The following is a 15,862-nucleotide window of genomic DNA, read 5'->3' as shown; positions in this document are numbered from 1 at the left end:
TCCGGCAAACGGCGACGTGACACGGGGTGACGGCGCGGGGTGACGGCGCAGAAAGGCGGTGCGAGCGTCCGCCGCCGCCGGCCGCCGCTTCGAACCCCGGAAACGCGAAGGGCACGGCCGCTGTGGCCGTGCCCTTCGTGCGGTCTCAGACCGGGGAGGTCACTCCCCCGGCGTCGACTTGGCGATCTGCATCAGGAACTCGATGTTGGTGCGGGACTGCTTGAGCCGGTCCAGCAGCAGGTCCAGAGCTGCCTGGGAGTCCAGCGAGTGCAGGACCTTACGCAGCTTGTGGATGATGGCGAGTTCCTCCGGCGCGAGCAGGACCTCTTCCTTACGCGTGCCGGACGGGTTGATGTCGATGGCCGGGAAGGTCCGCTTGTCAGCGATCTTCCGGTCCAGCTTCAACTCCGCGTTACCGGTGCCCTTGAACTCCTCGAAGATGACCGTGTCCGCCATCGAACCGGTCTCCACCAGCGCGGTGGCGAGGATGGTCAGCGAGCCGCCGTTCTCGATGTTGCGGGCCGCACCCAGGAACCGCTTCGGCGGGTACAGCGCGGTGGAGTCGATACCACCCGACATGATCCGGCCGCTGGCCGGCGCCGCCAGGTTGTACGACCGACCGAGCCGGGTCACCGAGTCGAGCAGCACGACCACGTCGTGGCCCAGCTCGACCAGGCGCTTGGCCCGTTCGATCGCCAGCTCGGCGACCGTCGTGTGGTCCTGCGGCGGCCGGTCGAACGTGGCCGCGATGACCTCGCCCTTCACGGACCGCTGCATGTCGGTGACCTCTTCGGGTCGCTCGTCCACCAGCACCACCATCAGGTGGCACTCCGGGTTGTTGCGGGTGATCGCGTTGGCGATCGCCTGCAGCACCATGGTCTTACCGGCCTTGGGCGGGGACACGATCAGCGCCCGCTGCCCCTTGCCGATCGGCATGACCAGGTCGATGACCCGGGTGGTGAGGATGTGCGGCTCGGTCTCCAGCCGCAGTCGCTCCTGCGGGTAGAGCGGCGTCAGCTTGTAGAACTCGGGCCGGCGCCGGGCCTCGTCCGGCTCCATGCCGTTGATGGTGTCCAGCCGGACCAGCGGGTTGTACTTGTCCCGCCGCTGGTCACCGCCGTCGCGGGCCGCGCGGACCGCACCGGTGATCGCGTCACCGCGGCGCAGGCCGTACTTCTTGATCTGCGACATGGACACGTAGACGTCGTTCGGGCCGGCCAGGTAGCCGGTGGTCCGTACGAAGGCGTAGTTGTCCAGGACGTCGATGATGCCGGCCACGGGGACGAGCACGTCGTCGTCGGCGACCTGGGGCTCGCGCTCGCGCCCACCGGTGTCGCCGCCCTCGACCCGCTCACCGCGACCACGCCGGCGGTCCCGGAACCGGCTGCGCCGGCCACGCCGGCCGCCGCCCTCGTCGTCCTCGTCGCCGTTGTCGCGCTCGACGCGCTGACCCCGGTCGCCCCGCTCGTTGCGGTCGCCCCGGTCGTTGCGGTCGCCCCGGTCGGCCCGCTCGTTACGGTCGCCCCGGTCACCGCGCTCGGCCCGCTCACCGCGGTCACCGCGGTCACCGCGGTCACCGCGGTCACCGCGCTCGTTGCGGTCGGTGCGCTCGCCGCGCTCGGCCCGCTCACCGCGGTCGCCACGCTCTGCGCGGTCACCACGGTCACCGCGGTCGCCACGCTCGGCACGGTCACCACGATCGGCACGGTCGCCACGCTCGGCACGGTCGCCACGATCGGCCCGCTCACCGCGCTCGGCCCGCTCACGGCCACCACGGCCCTCGCCGCGGTCGGCCCGCTCAGCGGTCTCAGCCTCGTCGGCCCGAGGCTCCGCGGCCCGGGTCTCGACAGCCCGAGGCTCGACGGCCCGGGTCTCGACAGCCCGGGTCTCGACAGCCTGCGGCTCGGCGGCCCGTGCCTCGCCGGCACCAGCCTCGCCACCGCGCGCCTCAGCCGCGGCGGCCCGGCCACGCCGGGTACGGGTCCGGGTGCCGGTCTCCCCGGCGGGTGCCTGCTCCGTGGTGCGCCGCTCGGCCTCCGGCCGCTCGGCGGTCTCGCGGACCTCGGCGTGAACCTCGTCCCGGGCAGGTGCGGCGGCGGCCGCGACCTCGGCCCGCGGTCGAGGGGTCCCGGCGGCGGCGCCGCCCTGCCGCTCGGAGATCGCGCTGATCAGCTCGCCCTTACGCATGCGAGCCGTGCCCGAGATGCCGAGCGACGCGGCCAGGCTCTGCAGCTCCGGCAGCAGCATCGCCGACAGACCGGTGCCGCTGCGCCGACGACGGGCGGGGGCGGCAGTGGTGGCATCGCCAGCGACGTTGGAAACATCCGACGTCACGTCGGTGGTGTCGCTCAATGGATTCCTTCCCTCGATAGGCCGGGACTGCCCGGGGTCGACGAACAAGGTGGCCGGGCGGCCTCGGTGCACCCGCCTCGCAAGGACGCGTCGCGGGAGTCTGTGACACAGCAGCCGGTCGGTCTTCCGACTCACCGACATCGGTGAACGGATCTCGCCGTCTGCGGCGACCTGTGAAGACTGCGGTGCGGCGTGGGCCTAGGCAGGGGTGACGGGCTACCGCCGAGAGCTTCGGGGGTGCGCCGACCCGCAGGGAGATCGCATGCTTCGCGGCTGTGCTAAGTCTAGAGCGTAATCAACTCTTCCGACCTGCGGCAACAGGGTCCCGCTCCGCGTGTCCCAGTCTACCCCGGGAGACCCGGGCGCCGTGCATGTCTGTACCCAACTGCAGGACGAGCCAACCTGTTCCCGGGTCGAAAGCCTCCGGCGGCTCGCTCAGTGCCAGCACCGTCGGCCCCGCCCCACTGACCACAGCCGCCACATCCGCCGCACGCAACGCGCTGACCAGGGCAGACGTGGCCGGCATCCCCTCGGCACGGTAGTCCTGGTGCAGCCGGTCGACGGTGGCGGGCAGCAGCAGCGCCGGCTCGGCGGTCAGGGCGTGGACGAGCAACGCGGCCCGTCCGGCGTTCGACGCGGCGTCGCCGTGCGGGACGGTCGACGGCAACGCGGCCCGGGCGACCGACGTGAGACCGCGCTCGGCGGGCACGAAGACCGTCGGCCGGACACCGTCGGCGACCGGGAGTGACACCGCCCGTGCGCCCGACGGCTCCGTCCACGCCACCGTGAAGCCCCCGAGCAGGCAGGGGGCCACATTGTCCGGATGGCCCTCGATCTGCGCGGCGAGCCGCAGCACGGCCCCGTCGTCGAGCAGCCTCTCGCCGTCGGCCACGAGCGCCCGGGCGAGCAGCACACCGGCGACGATCGCGGCGGACGACGAGCCCAGCCCGCGGGCCTGCGGGATGCGGTTGACGCACTCCACCGCCAGCCCCGCCGGCTGGCCGCCGAGCGCGTCGAAGGCGGCCCGCATGGCGCTCACCACCAGGTGCCGCTCGTCGGCCGGCAGCTCCCCCGCGCCCTCCCCGGCCACCGTCACGGTCACACCGCCGGGCGTCACCTCGGCGGCGACGTCGTCGTGCAGCGTGAGGGCGAGCCCGAGCGCGTCGAAGCCCGGCCCCAGGTTGGCGCTGGTGGCGGGGACCCGGACCCGAACCGGACCGGAGGCGAATGTCATCGGCACGGGCCCATGCTAGGGCCCCGCACCGACACCCCGAGCCGCCGTCCGGCCGCTGGGATGGACGCCGGTCACCGGACCACCGACGGGTCCGGCTCGGTGACCGGGTCGGTGAGGGAGAGCCCGCGGGTGGCGACCCGCCAGCCGATCGCGTACACCAGCGTGACCAGGCCGCAGCCGGCCAGCACCACCCGCTCGTCGACGATGTCCACCACCGACGCCACGACCAGCTGGCTGACCGAGATGGCCAGCGTCGCCAGCATCATGTCGGTGGCGAACACGCGACCGCGCAGGCGGTCCGGCACCTCGCCCTGCAGGGCGAAGTTCGACATCACCCAGTTGCTGCCGCCGGCGAAGTGCGCGACGAAGACCAGCGCCAGCACCAGTGGGAACCAGCCGGCGACCGACGTGCCCAGGTAGGCCAGGCCGTACAGCGACATCGACAGCGCGAGCCCGGGCAGCAGCCAGGCACGGTTGCCCAGGACCCGCCGCATCAGGATCGGACCCACCAGCGCACCCGCCCCGCGTACGGCGAACAGCAGGCCGGCGCCGATCGCGCCGACCCCGTACAGACCGGCGAGCAGCGGGAACACGGTCAGCACGCCGTTGCCCAACCCGACCGCCGACTTCACCGTCACCAGCGCCAGCACCCGCGGGCGGTGGGCGATGTAGCCGAGCGCCTCGCGGACCGCCGCCCACGTCTGCTGCGCAGGACGTCCGGCGTCACGGGGTGCCTGCAACGGCCGGCGGATCCGCGCGGCGAGCACCGCGGCGAGGACCAGGCCGACCGCCGCCACCCAGAAGCAGGCGTACGGCCCGACGGCGGCGCTGAGCACGCCGCCGAGCGAGGCGCCGACCACCGTCATCGTGCCCCAGGCCGAACCGGCGACCGCGTTGCCGGCGGCCAGCTCGTCGGAGTCCAGCACGTTCGGCAGGGCGGCCTGCGCGGCCGGGGAGTAGAACGCCTTGGCGACCGCGACCACGCCGATCCCGACCATCGCCAGCCACGCCGTGCCCGAGCTGCGCACCCCGAGCAGCAGGAGCACACCGACCAGCGCGGCGACGTTCGCCCCGATCATGATCTTCCGACGGTCGACCCGGTCGGCGATCGTCCCGGTGTACGGCAGCAGCAGCGCCACGATGCCCGTGTCGACGGCGAGCACCAGAGCGCCCCACACGCCGCTTCCGGTCAGCTTCGGCAGCAGCACCAGCAGCGGCACCATGACGAACCAGTCGGCACCGAAGACCACCAACTCGGCGAGGAAGAGATTGCGGAAGTTCCGGTTGCGGCGCAGGACCGAGAGGGCGGACGGCACGGACGGGACCCTACCCGGCCGGTGCAGGAGCGTCCGCCGCCGTGCGGACACCCGACACCGGCCGGCCCGTGAGGGCGTGGGCTCGGGGCGGGACGCGGAACGCCCCCGACCGGTGGACGGTCGGGGGCGTTCGTGGCGGTGCCGCTACTCGGTGGGGGGCAGCGGCGAGGTACGGCTTCTGGGCAGCCGCAGCACCTCGAACTGGTCGGTGCCGTCGAGCAGGGCGCCCGAGGGCGCCGGTCGGGGCCCCGGAGCGTCAACCCGTGGCTCGCCGGCCGGGGCATCGGCGGTGGTGCCTCCGACACCGACCGCGACCAGGGTCCGGTCGCCGTCGTTCGGGGTGGGACCGTCCTCCGTCGTGGTGGCGACACCGGAGCGGTGGACCCGCCAGGTGCGGAACGCCTCCTTGGTGTTCTCCACCATCGTGTACAGCGTCGGCACCAGAATCAGGGTCAGCAGCGTCGAGCTGAGCAGACCGCCGATCACCACGATCGCCAGCGGCTTGGAGATGAAGCCGCCCTCGCCGGTCAGGCCGAGCGCCATCGGCAGCAGCGCGAAGATGGTCGCGACCGCCGTCATCAGGATCGGCCGCAGCCGGCGCCGGCCGCCCTCGACCACCGCGTCCCGCACGCTCATGCCCTGCGCCCGGTACTGGTTGATCAGGTCGAGCAGCACGATCGCGTTGGTCACGACGATGCCGACCAGCATGAGCACACCGATCAGCGCCGGCACGCCCAGCGGGGTGCCGGTAGCCAGGAGCAGACCGATCGCGCCGGTCGCCGCGAACGGGATGGAGATGAGCAGGATCAGCGCCTGGGTCAGGCTGCGGAACGTGGCCACCATGATCAGGAAGACGATCGCGATGGCGGCCAGCACCGCCAGGCCGAGGTCCGCGAAGGCCTCCTCCTGGTCCGCGCTGACACCGCCGATGGCGAAGCTCGCCCCCGGTACGTCGATGGCGTCCAGCTTCTTCTGCAGCTCCTGGCTGATGGCGCCCAGGTTCGAGCCGGTGGCCGTACCGGTGACGGACACGCTGCGCTCGCCGTCGACGCGGGTGACCTGCTGCGGGCCCGGTGCCGTCGTGACGTCGGCGATGGCACCCAGCGTCACCGGCCCGACCGGAAGTGCTTTGAGCTGATCGACGGTGAGCGGCGGCTGGGCGCTGCCGCGCAGGATCACGTCCTGCTGCCCGCCGTCCAGGGTGACCTGACCCAGCGGCGCACCCCGGTACGCCTGCGCCACCAGCTGCCCGACGGCCGCCTCGCTGAGCCCGTACCGGGCGGCGTCGAGCCGGCGGACGGTGACCTGGACCCGCTCCACGGAGTCGGCGAGGCTGGTGGTGACGTCCTCGACACCGTCCAGGCCCGTCATCGCCGCCTCGACGTCCTGGACCGCCCGCGCCAGCACCTCCGGCTCGGCGGCCTGGACGACGACCTCCAGCTGGTTGGCGGACGCGCCGCCCTGCCCGGCGCCGAAGGTGAACTCGCCGACGCCGCCGCCGAGCGCGTCGAACCTGCCGCGCAGGACCTCGCGCATCTCCTTGGCGTCGGTCTCGTCGCCGAGCGCGACCGACCAGGTGGCGACGTTGTTGCCGCCGACACCGGCCCACGGGGTGTCGCCCGAGCCGGCGGTGACCTGGTACGTCTCGACGCCCTCGGTCCCCGCGAGCACCGCCTCGACCTGCTTGGCCGCCGCGTCGGTGCCGGCGAGGCCGGTGCCCGCCGGCAGCTCCTGGGTGATGTTCAGGGTGTCCTGGCCGGAGTCGTCCAGGAAGTTCGTCTCCAGCTGGCGGGACAGGCCGAACGTGCCGAACAGCACCAGCACGCCGAGCCCCAGCGTGATCCAGCGCGTCGCGCGCCGGCGGGTCGCGAACCCGATCACCGGCAGGTACGCCCGCTGCAACGGGCTGCGCAGCTCCTTCTCCTCCGCCGCCCGGCGTACGGCCTCGTCGTCCGGAGTGGAGCCGGCGGGCTTGAGGAACCAGTACGCGAGCACCGGGATGATGGTCAGCGACACCAGCAGCGAGGCGAGCAGGGCCACGGTCACCGTGATCGCGAACGGCGCGAAGAGCTGCCCGACGAACCCGCCCACCAGGGCGATCGGCGCGAACACGGCGACGGTCGTCAGCGTGGACGCGGTGACCGCGCCGGCCACCTCACGGACGGCGGTGAGGATCGCCGCGCGCTTCTCCTCGCCGTACTCCAGATGGCGTTTGATGTTCTCCAGCACGACGATCGAGTCGTCGACCACCCGCCCGACCGCGATGGTCAGCGCGCCGAGGGTGAGCAGGTTGAGCGAGTAGTCACCGATCCACAGGGCGATCAGCGCCACCAGCACCGACAGCGGGATGGAGACCGCGGTGACGACGGTGGAGCGTACCGAGAGCAGGAAGACCAGGATGACCACGACGGCCATGACCAGACCCAGCAGGCCCTCCGTGGTCAGGCTCTCGATCGACTTCTCGACGAACGGTGCCTGGTCGAAGACCACGGTCAGCTCCGCGCCGGAAGCGGTCCGCAGGTCGGCGAGCCGGTCGCGGATCTCGTGGGAGATCTCCACCGCGTTGCCGTCGGGCGCCGCCGTGACCGCGATGCCGAGGCTGTCCTTGCCGTTCGTACGGGTGATCGCGGTCGCCGGGGCGAGCTGCTGCTCGACGGTGGCCACGTCGCCGAGCCGCACCGGCGCGGCCGGCGGGGCGGGGGTGAGGACGATGCCGCGCAGGTCGTCGATGCCGGCGAGCGGGGTGCCCACCTGCACCGGAAGGCCCCGGGTGCCGTCGACCACCACACCGGCGGGAACCGCCACGCCGTTGGTCCGCAGCGCGGCGCCGATCGCGGTCGGCTGAAGGCGCGCGGCGGCCAGCTTGGCCGGGTCCGGGGTGACCACGACGATCTCGTCGCGGGCGCCGGTCACCTCGACGCTGCGGACCCCCTCGATCGCCTCCAGCTCGGGCACGACGGTGTCGCGCAGCTTCTCGCCCAGGACGCGCTGGTCGTCCCCGCCGGCGGCGGCGATCACCACGGCCGGGAGGTCGTCGGTGCTACCGACGATCACCTGCGGGTCGACACCCTCCGGCAGCTGCGCCTCGATCCGGTTGAGGGCGGTCTGCATCTTGTTGGAGATGTCGTCCAGGTCGGTGCCGAACGCGTACTGCACCTGGACCGTCGTCGAGCCCTCGCGGGAGGTCGAGGTGACCTTCTCCAGGCCGGTGATGCCCTGGAGGCTGTTCTCGATCGGCTCGGTGACCTGCGACTCGACGATCTCCGGTCCGGCGCCCGGGTACGCGGCGACGATGAACGCGGCCGGGAACTCCAGCGACGGCAGGAGTTGCTGCTTCAGCGACGGGACGGCGAACGCACCGAACGCCGTGATCACCACCGCGATGAGGGCTACCAGCCCTCGGTTGGCGAGGCTGAATCTGGCGAGCAGCGACATCGGCGTGGCTCACTCCTGAGGAAGAAACGGTTGCGGGGCAACGAGAGTGTCCCCCACCCGATCTCCACCACCGTCGCCGGGCTCCAGCCCGTCCCGCCCACGGGACCTGCCCGTTCGCCCCGCGCGACAACGCCGGGCGGACGGATCAGGCGAGGTCGAGGGAGCGGGCGGCGGCCAGAGGATCGTTGGCGATGGTGACCGGGGCGGGTGCCGTCGTGATCGCCCACTCCGGGTCCTTCAGGCCGTGGCCGGTGACGGTGCAGACCACCGTCGAACCGGCCGGGACGCGTCCCTCGGCGGCCTGCTGGAGCAGGCCGGCCACGCTGGCGGCGCTGCCCAGCTCGACGAAGACACCCACCTCGCGGGCCAGCAGCCGGTACGCGGCCAGGATCTCCCGGTCCGTCACGGCGGCGATCAGGCCACCGGAGGAGTCCCGCGCGTCGAGGGCCTTCGTCCAGCTGGCCGGGTTGCCGATGCGGATGGCGGTGGCGATCGTGGAGGGCTCGCGGACCACCTGACCCGTGACGATCGGGGCCGCACCGGAGGCCTGGAAGCCGTACATCTTCGGTGTCTTCGTGGTGTTTCCGGCGGCCAGGTCCTCGGAGTAGCCCAGCCAGTACGCGGACACGTTGCCCGCGTTGCCGACCGGCAGGCAGTGGATGTCCGGTGCGTCGCCGAGCGCCTCGACGATCTCGAACGCGGCCGTCTTCTGGCCGTGCAGCCGGTCGATGTTGACCGAGTTGACCAGGGCCACCGGGTAGTCCTGGGCGAGCTTGGCGGCGAGCGACAGGCAGTCGTCGAAGTTGCCGGCGACCTGGAGGAGCTTGGCGCCGTGCACCAGCGCCTGGGCGAGCTTGCCGAGCGCGATCTTGCCCTGCGGCACGAGCACCGCGCAGGTCAGGCCGGCGCGGGCCGCGTACGCGGCGGCGGAGGCGCTGGTGTTGCCGGTGGAGGCGCAGATGATGGCCTTGTTGCCGGCCTCGACGGCCTTGGACACCGCCAGGGTCATGCCCCGGTCCTTGAACGAGCCGGTGGGGTTGGCCCCCTCGACCTTCAGCCAGACGTCACACCCCAGCCGGGCGGAGAGCACCGGCGCGGGCAGCAGCGGGGTGTTGCCCTCGTGCAGGGTGACGACAGGCGTGGCCTCGGTGACCGGCAGCCGGTCCCGGTACGCGTCGATCAGACCCCGCCACATGTCGCTCTCCTCGCTCCCGAAGCCCCGCACCGGGGCCCACGTCAAGCCTGGACCAGCCTGCCGGACCGGCCCCCGCCGCACCCACCCCTAACCATCAGGCGGGACACGGCCTACAGGCCACCCTCCACCCGGAGCACGCTGGCCACCGAGCGGACGATGTCGAGCCCGCGCAGCTCGCCGACGGTCGCGGCGAGCGCGGCGTCCGGTGCCACGTGGGTGACGATCACCAGGTCCGCGTCGTCGCCGCGGCCGGCCGGACCGCCGCCCGCCGGGCCCTGCCGCACGGTGGCGATGGAGACGTCGTGCCGGGCGAAGACACCGGCCACCGCCTCCAGCACACCCGGACGGTCGGCCACGTCGAGGCTGATGTGGTAGCGGGTGAGCGCCTCCCCCATCGGCCGTACCGCCAGGTCCGCGTACGCGGACTCGCTGGCCGCGCGGACCCCGGCGAGCCGGTTGCGGGAGACCGCGACCACGTCGCCGAGCACGGCGCTGGCGGTCGGTGCGCCACCGGCACCCCGGCCGTAGAACATGAGCTGCCCGGCCGCCTCGGCCTCGACGAAGACCGCGTTGAACGCGTCGCCGACGCTCGCGAGGGGGTGGGTCAGCGGGATCATCGCCGGGTGTACGCGGACGCTGACCGTCTCCCGACCCGCGGCGTCGGCGCCCCGGGCGGCGATGCACAGCAGCTTGATGGTGCAACCCATCGACTTGGCGCTGGCCACGTCGGCGGCGGTGACCTCGGTGATGCCCTCGCGGTGCACGTCGGCCGCCGCCACGCGGGTGTGGAAGGCCAGCGAGGCGAGGATGGCCGCCTTGGCGGCGGCGTCGAAGCCCTCCACGTCGGCGGTGGGGTCGGCCTCCGCGTACCCCAGCTCGGTGGCCTCCTCGAGCGCCTCGGCGAAGCCGGCGCCGGTGGCGTCCATCGCGGAGAGGATGAAGTTGGTGGTGCCGTTGACGATGCCGGTGACCCGGGTGATGCGGTCGCCGTGCAGCGACTCGCGCAGCGGGCGCAGCAGCGGGATGGCTCCGGCCACAGACGCCTCGTAGTAGAGGTCCCCGCCGCCCTCCGCCGCCGCGTCGTGCAGCGCCGCGCCGTCCTCGGCGAGCAGCGCCTTGTTGGCGGTGACCACGCTCTTGCCGGCGCGCAGCGCCTCCACCAGCCAGGTCCGGGCCGGCTCGATGCCGCCGACCACCTCGACCACCACGTCGACGTCGTCGCGCTTGATCAGGCCGAGCGGGTCGGTGGTGAACAGCGCCGGGTCGACGGGCAGGTCACCCCGGTCCCGGCCGATCCGGCGCACGGCGATGCCGGCGATCTCCAGCGGCGCGCCGATCCGCGCGGCCAGGTCGGCCGACTGCTCGTGCAGCAGCCGAACCACCTCGCCTCCGACCGTGCCGCAGCCGAGCAGCGCCAAACGCACAGGTGACGTCATCCCACATCCAAAGCGAGCAGGTCCTCTTCGGTCTCCCGCCGGACGATCAGACGCGCCCGACCGTCCCGCACCGCGACCACCGGGGGCCGGGGCACGTGGTTGTAGTTGCTGGCCATGCTCCGGCAGTACGCACCGGTGCCGGGGACCGCGACAAGATCTCCGGGCTGCACGTCGGCGGGCAGGAATTCATCCTTCACCACGATGTCCCCGGACTCACAGTGCTTTCCCACCACGCGGGCGAGCATCGGCTCCGCCGCCGAGGCGCGGGAGGCCATCGTCGCCGAGTACGACGCGTCGTACAGGGCGGTGCGGATGTTGTCGCTCATCCCGCCGTCGACGCTGACATAACAACGACGTCCGCCGGCTGCGTCGCCGCCAGTGCCTACCAGCACGGACTTGACCGTGCCCACCTCGTAGAGCGTGAAGACCGCCGGCCCGACGATGGCCCGGCCCGGCTCGATGGACAGGTGTGGCACGGCCAGCCGCTCCGCCGCGCACTCCGAGTCGACGATCTTGCGCAACCGCTTGGCGAGGTCCTGCGGCGTCGCCGGGTCGTCCTGGGTGGTGTACGCGATGCCGAAGCCGCCGCCCAGGTCCAGCTCGGGCAGCTCCACGCCCCGGGCGTCGCGGATCTGCGCCTGGAGGGCGAGCACCCGGCGGGCGGAGACCTCGAAGCCGTTGGCGTCGAAGATCTGCGACCCGATGTGCGAGTGCAGGCCCCGCAGCTCCAGCACGTCCTCGTCGAGGATCTTGAAAGCGGCGGCCGCGGCCGCCCCGCCCGCGAGGGAGAAGCCGAACTTCTGGTCCTCGTGGGCGGTGGCGATGAACTCGTGGGTGTGCGCCTCGACGCCGACGGTCACCCGGACCAGCACCCTCGGTCGTACGCCCCGCTCGCGGGCCAGCGCGGTGAGCCGGTCGATCTCGGTGAACGAGTCGACGATGATCCGGCCCACTCCGGCGTCCAGCGCCCGGGTCAGCTCGGCAACCGACTTGTTGTTGCCGTGGAAGCCGATCCGCTCCGCCGGCATCCCGGCCGACAGGGCGGTGGCCAGCTCGCCGCCGGTGCAGACGTCGAGGTGCAGCCCCTCCTCGGCGATCATCCGGACGACCGCCCGGCAGAGGAAGGCCTTGCCGGCGTAGTAGACGTCCTCGGTCGGGAAGGCGGCGCGGAAGTCCCGGCAGCGCGAACGCAGGTCGTCCTCGTCCAGGACGTACACCGGGGTGCCGAACTCGGCCGCGATGTCGCGGACGCCGAGGCCGGCGACGGCGAGGGCGCCGTCCGCCGCCCGGGCGACGTTGCGCGGCCAGAGCTCCGGCACCAGGGCGTTGACGTCGCCCGGGGGACGCAGCCACGGCGGCCTGCTGCCGATGTCGCCGTGCAGGGCACCGGCCTCGTGAGCCCGCATCTCACATCCTCTCGGGCGCGGAGACGCCGAGCAGCCGCAGGCCGTTGGCGATCACCGTGCGGGTGGCGTCGTTCAGCCAGAGCCGGGCGCGGTGCAGGTCGGTGACCTCCTCCTCGCCGCGCGGCAGGATCCGGCAGTTGTCGTAGAACCGGTGGTACGCCCCGGCCAGCTCCTCCAGGTAGCGGGCCACCCGGTGCGGCTCCCGCAGCTCGGCGGCGGCGGCCACCACGGCGGGGAACTCGGCGAGCGCCTTGAGCAGCTCGTTCTCCTTCTCGTGGTCGAGCAGCTCGGGGCGGAACGCCTCCGCGTCGCCCCGGGTCAGGCCGACCTCGGCGGCGTTGCGGCCGACGCTGGCCGTCCGGGCCGCCACGTACTGCACGTAGTAGACCGGGTTGTCGCGGGTCGCCCGGGTCCACAGCTCCACGTCGATGTCGATCGGGGAGTCGCTGGAGTAGCGGGCCAGGGCGTAGCGGGCCGCGTCCACGCCGATCGCGTCGACCAGGTCCTCCAGCGTGACCACCGTGCCGGCCCGCTTGCTCATCCGCACCGGCGCGCCCTCGCGCACCAGGTTGACCAGCTGGCCGATGAGGATCTCCAGGTTGCGCTCCGGGTCGTCGCCGAAGCAGGCGGCCATCGCCTTCATCCGCCCGATGTAGCCGTGGTGGTCGGCGCCCAGCATGATCACGACCCGCTCGAAGCCGCGCTCCCGCTTGTCGAGGTAGTACGCGCAGTCGGCGGCGAAGTACGTCCACTCGCCGTTGGACTTGCGCAGCACGCGGTCCTTGTCGTCGCCGAAGTCGGTGGTGCGCAGCCAGGTGGCACCGTCGGCCTCGAACGTGTGGCCCTGCTGGCGCAGCCGGTCGAGGGCGTGGTCCAGCTCACCCCGGTCGTGCAGGTCCTTCTCGTTGAAGTAGGTGTCGAACTCCACCCCGAAGTCGCGCAGCGACGACTTGATCTCGGCGAACATCAGCTGGACGCCCTCGACCCGGAAGACCTCCTGGGCGGCGGCGTCGTCCAGCTCCAGCACGTCCGGGCGGGTCCGCTGGACGGCCTCGGCGATCTCGGCGAGGTACGCCCCGGCGTACCCGTCCTCGGGGGCCGGCTCGCCCTTGGCGGCGGCCAGCAGCGACCGGGCGAACCGGTCGATCTGGGAGCCGGCGTCGTTGAAGTAGTACTCCGTGCCGACCTCGGCGCCGGTGGCACGCAGCAGTCGGCTGAGCGCGTCGCCGACCGCCGCCCACCGGACGCCGCCGATGTGCACCGGGCCGGTCGGGTTGGCCGAGACGAACTCCAGGTTGATCTTCTGACCGGCCAGCCGGTCGCTGCGCCCGTACTCCTCGCCGGCCTCGACGATCGCGCGGGCGAGCTGGCCGGCGGCGGCGGCGTCGAGCCGGATGTTGAGGAAGCCGGGACCGGCGATCTCCACCGACTTGACCCCCGGCGCCCGCCCGAGCTGCTCGGCGAGGGCGGCGGCCAGCTCGCGCGGCGGCACGCCCACCTTCTTGCTGAGCTGGAGCGCCAGCGTCGACGCGTAGTCCCCGTGCTCGGGGTTTCGGGGTCGCTCCACCGCCGTCCGCTCCGGCAGGGCGGAGCGGTCCAGGCCCCGCTCGGTGAAGACGGCGTGGGCTGCGGAGAGGACGACCTCGGCGAGTTCTGCGGGAGTCACCGAACCATGTTATCGGGGGTAGACTCGGCACCCGCGGCGGCGACCCAGCATGTGAACCCGGCCCGCCGGATCCCCTGACCGACCGACCTGACGAGGGACGATGAGCATCAGCACCCCGGGCGGCCCCGAACGCCGCCCGACCGTGGTCAGCACCGGCAAGAAGCCGGCCGCGGGCCGGCCGTCCGCCGGCGCCAAGGCCGGATCCGGCAAGCCGGCGGGCAACGCTCGCACGGGCGGCAAGGGCCCCCGCAAGCCGATCGCCCCCGTGAAGGTCAGCCAGGGCCGCAGCTGGGGCCCGATCGCGCTGTTCACCGCCGTCGGCCTGCTGGCCGTCGCGATCATCGGGTACGGCGCGTGGGCGACCTTCCAGGGCTCCAAGCCGTGGGAGGATCGGGCCGACGCGATCGACGGCATCGTCAACTTCCGCGAGTCGGACAAGTCGCTGGTCGAGGGCGGTAAGCACCAGCAGGGTTCGATCACCTACGCCCAGCAGCCCCCGGTCGCCGGCCCGCACAACAACTCCTGGCAGAACTGCATGGGCGACGTCTACGACGCCCCGATCGCCAGCGAGCACGCGGTGCACAGCCTGGAGCACGGCGCCGTCTGGGTCACGTACCGCCCGGACCTGCCCGCCGACCAGGTCGAGAAGCTCGCCGCCAAGGTCCGCGGCAACGAGAAGCTGATGATGAGCCCCTTCGAGGGCCTGGACAAGGCGATCTCGCTGCAGGCCTGGGGCTACCAGCTCAAGGTCGACAACGCCGACGACGGCCGGATCGACGATTTCATCAAGACGCTGAAGGTGAATGCCTCCATCGAGGGCCCGACCGCGTTGTGCAACCAGGGCGTGACCGCCACCGGCACCACCCCCCGGGAACTCCAGCCGCAGCAGCAGTAAGGACGAGCCGTGACCGCACCCTCGAGCCTGGACGACACGTTGGACGGAACCCCGGACGAGACCCCGGTCACCGAAGACGGTGACCGCGGGTCAGCCCGCCGGTTCGGCACCCTCGTGGTGGCGGCCGCCGTCGTGGTCGGCCTCCTGCTCGGGTACGCGGGGGGAATGCTGACCCCGCGCCTGACCCGCCCCGGGGACGCCTCCGTCGAGGCCGGGTTCGCTCGGGACATGACCAGTCACCACTCCCAGGCGGTGGAGATGGGGCTGATCGCGTTCCAGCGGGGTACGGACCCGGAGGTCCGCAGCATCGGCGGCGACATCGCCCTCGCCCAGCAGGGTGACATCGGCACGATGCAGACGTGGCTGCGGTCGTGGGAGCTGGATCCGACCGGCTCGCAGCCCCGGATGGCGTGGATGCCGGAGGGCATCAGGATGGTCAGGAACGGACTGATGCCGGGTATGGCCACCACCGAGCAGATGACGCGGTTGCGGGAGGCGCAGGGCAGGGAGTTGGACGTCCTCTTCCTCGACCTGATGATCCAGCACCACATCGGCGGCATCCACATGGTCGACGCCCTGCTCGACGCGAGCGACGAGCCGGACGTGGTGCGCGCCGCCCAGACCATGAAGAACACCCAGCAGACCGAGCTGGTCAACCTGCAGAGCGCCCTCAAGCGCATCCGGGGCTGACCGCTCCCGCGTCGGCTTCACCATCCCAAGAGGTCCGTACCGCCACCGGCGGTGCGGGCCTCTCGGCATGCGGGGCACCGTCACCGTCGCTCCCCACCGGCGGCTCGGATCGTCCCCGCTCCCACAGATCGGCGGGAACCGATGACGGTCGCGTCGCTGTCGAGGTGATGTCGTGGATGACTCAGACTCGCACGCCGGCGTCCGGCACGGGAGCGGCCGGAGACGGGCCACGACGGC

General features: G+C 72.6%; 10 protein-coding genes. 2 read left to right on the top strand and 8 right to left on the bottom strand.

The window, feature by feature from the left end:
• Positions 1–159: 159 nt before the first annotated feature.
• The 8 genes from rho to argS form a co-directional block, all read right to left on the bottom strand.
• Positions 160–2,352, bottom strand: coding sequence for a transcription termination factor Rho (gene rho, locus ACIBR0_RS02310; RefSeq protein ID WP_396712286.1), 2,193 nt, complete (start codon positions 2,350–2,352; stop codon positions 160–162).
• Positions 2,353–2,647: 295 nt separating this feature from the next.
• Positions 2,648–3,586 (bottom strand): homoserine kinase, encoded by a 939-nt coding sequence (gene thrB, locus ACIBR0_RS02305; protein WP_396712449.1) that lies wholly within the window; start codon positions 3,584–3,586, stop codon positions 2,648–2,650.
• Between the two features lie 71 nt (positions 3,587–3,657).
• Positions 3,658–4,902, bottom strand: coding sequence for an MFS transporter (locus ACIBR0_RS02300; protein ID WP_396712285.1), 1,245 nt, complete (start codon positions 4,900–4,902; stop codon positions 3,658–3,660).
• 144 nt (positions 4,903–5,046) lie between these two features.
• Positions 5,047–8,337 (bottom strand): efflux RND transporter permease subunit, encoded by a 3,291-nt coding sequence (locus tag ACIBR0_RS02295; RefSeq protein ID WP_396712284.1) that lies wholly within the window; start codon positions 8,335–8,337, stop codon positions 5,047–5,049.
• Positions 8,338–8,482: 145 nt separating this feature from the next.
• On the bottom strand, positions 8,483–9,532 hold the full coding sequence (gene thrC, locus ACIBR0_RS02290) for a threonine synthase (RefSeq protein ID WP_396712283.1): 1,050 nt from the start codon (positions 9,530–9,532) through the stop codon (positions 8,483–8,485).
• A 110-nt stretch (positions 9,533–9,642) separates the two neighbouring features.
• Positions 9,643–10,956: a homoserine dehydrogenase gene (locus ACIBR0_RS02285; RefSeq protein WP_357033031.1), complete on the bottom strand. Its 1,314-nt coding sequence runs from the start codon at positions 10,954–10,956 to the stop codon at positions 9,643–9,645.
• A gap of 8 nt (positions 10,957–10,964) precedes the next feature.
• Positions 10,965–12,374, bottom strand: a complete 1,410-nt coding sequence (lysA, locus tag ACIBR0_RS02280; protein WP_396712282.1) for a diaminopimelate decarboxylase — start codon at positions 12,372–12,374, stop codon at positions 10,965–10,967.
• 1 nt (position 12,375) lies between these two features.
• Positions 12,376–14,040 (bottom strand): arginine--tRNA ligase, encoded by a 1,665-nt coding sequence (gene argS, locus ACIBR0_RS02275; protein ID WP_396712281.1) that lies wholly within the window; start codon positions 14,038–14,040, stop codon positions 12,376–12,378.
• Positions 14,041–14,140: 100 nt separating this feature from the next.
• Between argS and ACIBR0_RS02270 the strand changes: the two genes are divergently transcribed.
• Together ACIBR0_RS02270 and ACIBR0_RS02265 are read left to right on the top strand one after the other, a co-directional pair.
• Positions 14,141–14,935, top strand: coding sequence for a DUF3105 domain-containing protein (locus tag ACIBR0_RS02270; protein ID WP_396712279.1), 795 nt, complete (start codon positions 14,141–14,143; stop codon positions 14,933–14,935).
• Between the two features lie 9 nt (positions 14,936–14,944).
• Positions 14,945–15,625: a DUF305 domain-containing protein gene (locus ACIBR0_RS02265; protein ID WP_396712278.1), complete on the top strand. Its 681-nt coding sequence runs from the start codon at positions 14,945–14,947 to the stop codon at positions 15,623–15,625.
• Positions 15,626–15,862 lie beyond the last annotated feature (237 nt).

It is taken from the genome of Micromonospora sp. NPDC049497, from assembly GCF_044465805.1.
Taxonomy (GTDB): Bacteria; Actinomycetota; Actinomycetes; order Mycobacteriales; family Micromonosporaceae; genus Micromonospora.
This window is presented reverse-complemented; position numbering and strand designations above follow the sequence as displayed.

Excerpts from the sequence above, each read along its gene's own strand:
- thrB (WP_396712449.1), bottom strand. The coding sequence starts at position 3,586 with ATGACATTCGCCTCCGGTCCGGTTCGGGTCCGGGTCCCCGCCACCAGC.
- ACIBR0_RS02295 (WP_396712284.1), bottom strand. The coding sequence starts at position 8,337 with ATGTCGCTGCTCGCCAGATTCAGCCTCGCCAACCGAGGGCTGGTAGCC.
- thrC (WP_396712283.1), bottom strand. The coding sequence starts at position 9,532 with ATGTGGCGGGGTCTGATCGACGCGTACCGGGACCGGCTGCCGGTCACC.
- lysA (WP_396712282.1), bottom strand. The coding sequence starts at position 12,374 with ATGCGGGCTCACGAGGCCGGTGCCCTGCACGGCGACATCGGCAGCAGG.
- ACIBR0_RS02270 (WP_396712279.1), top strand. The coding sequence starts at position 14,141 with ATGAGCATCAGCACCCCGGGCGGCCCCGAACGCCGCCCGACCGTGGTC.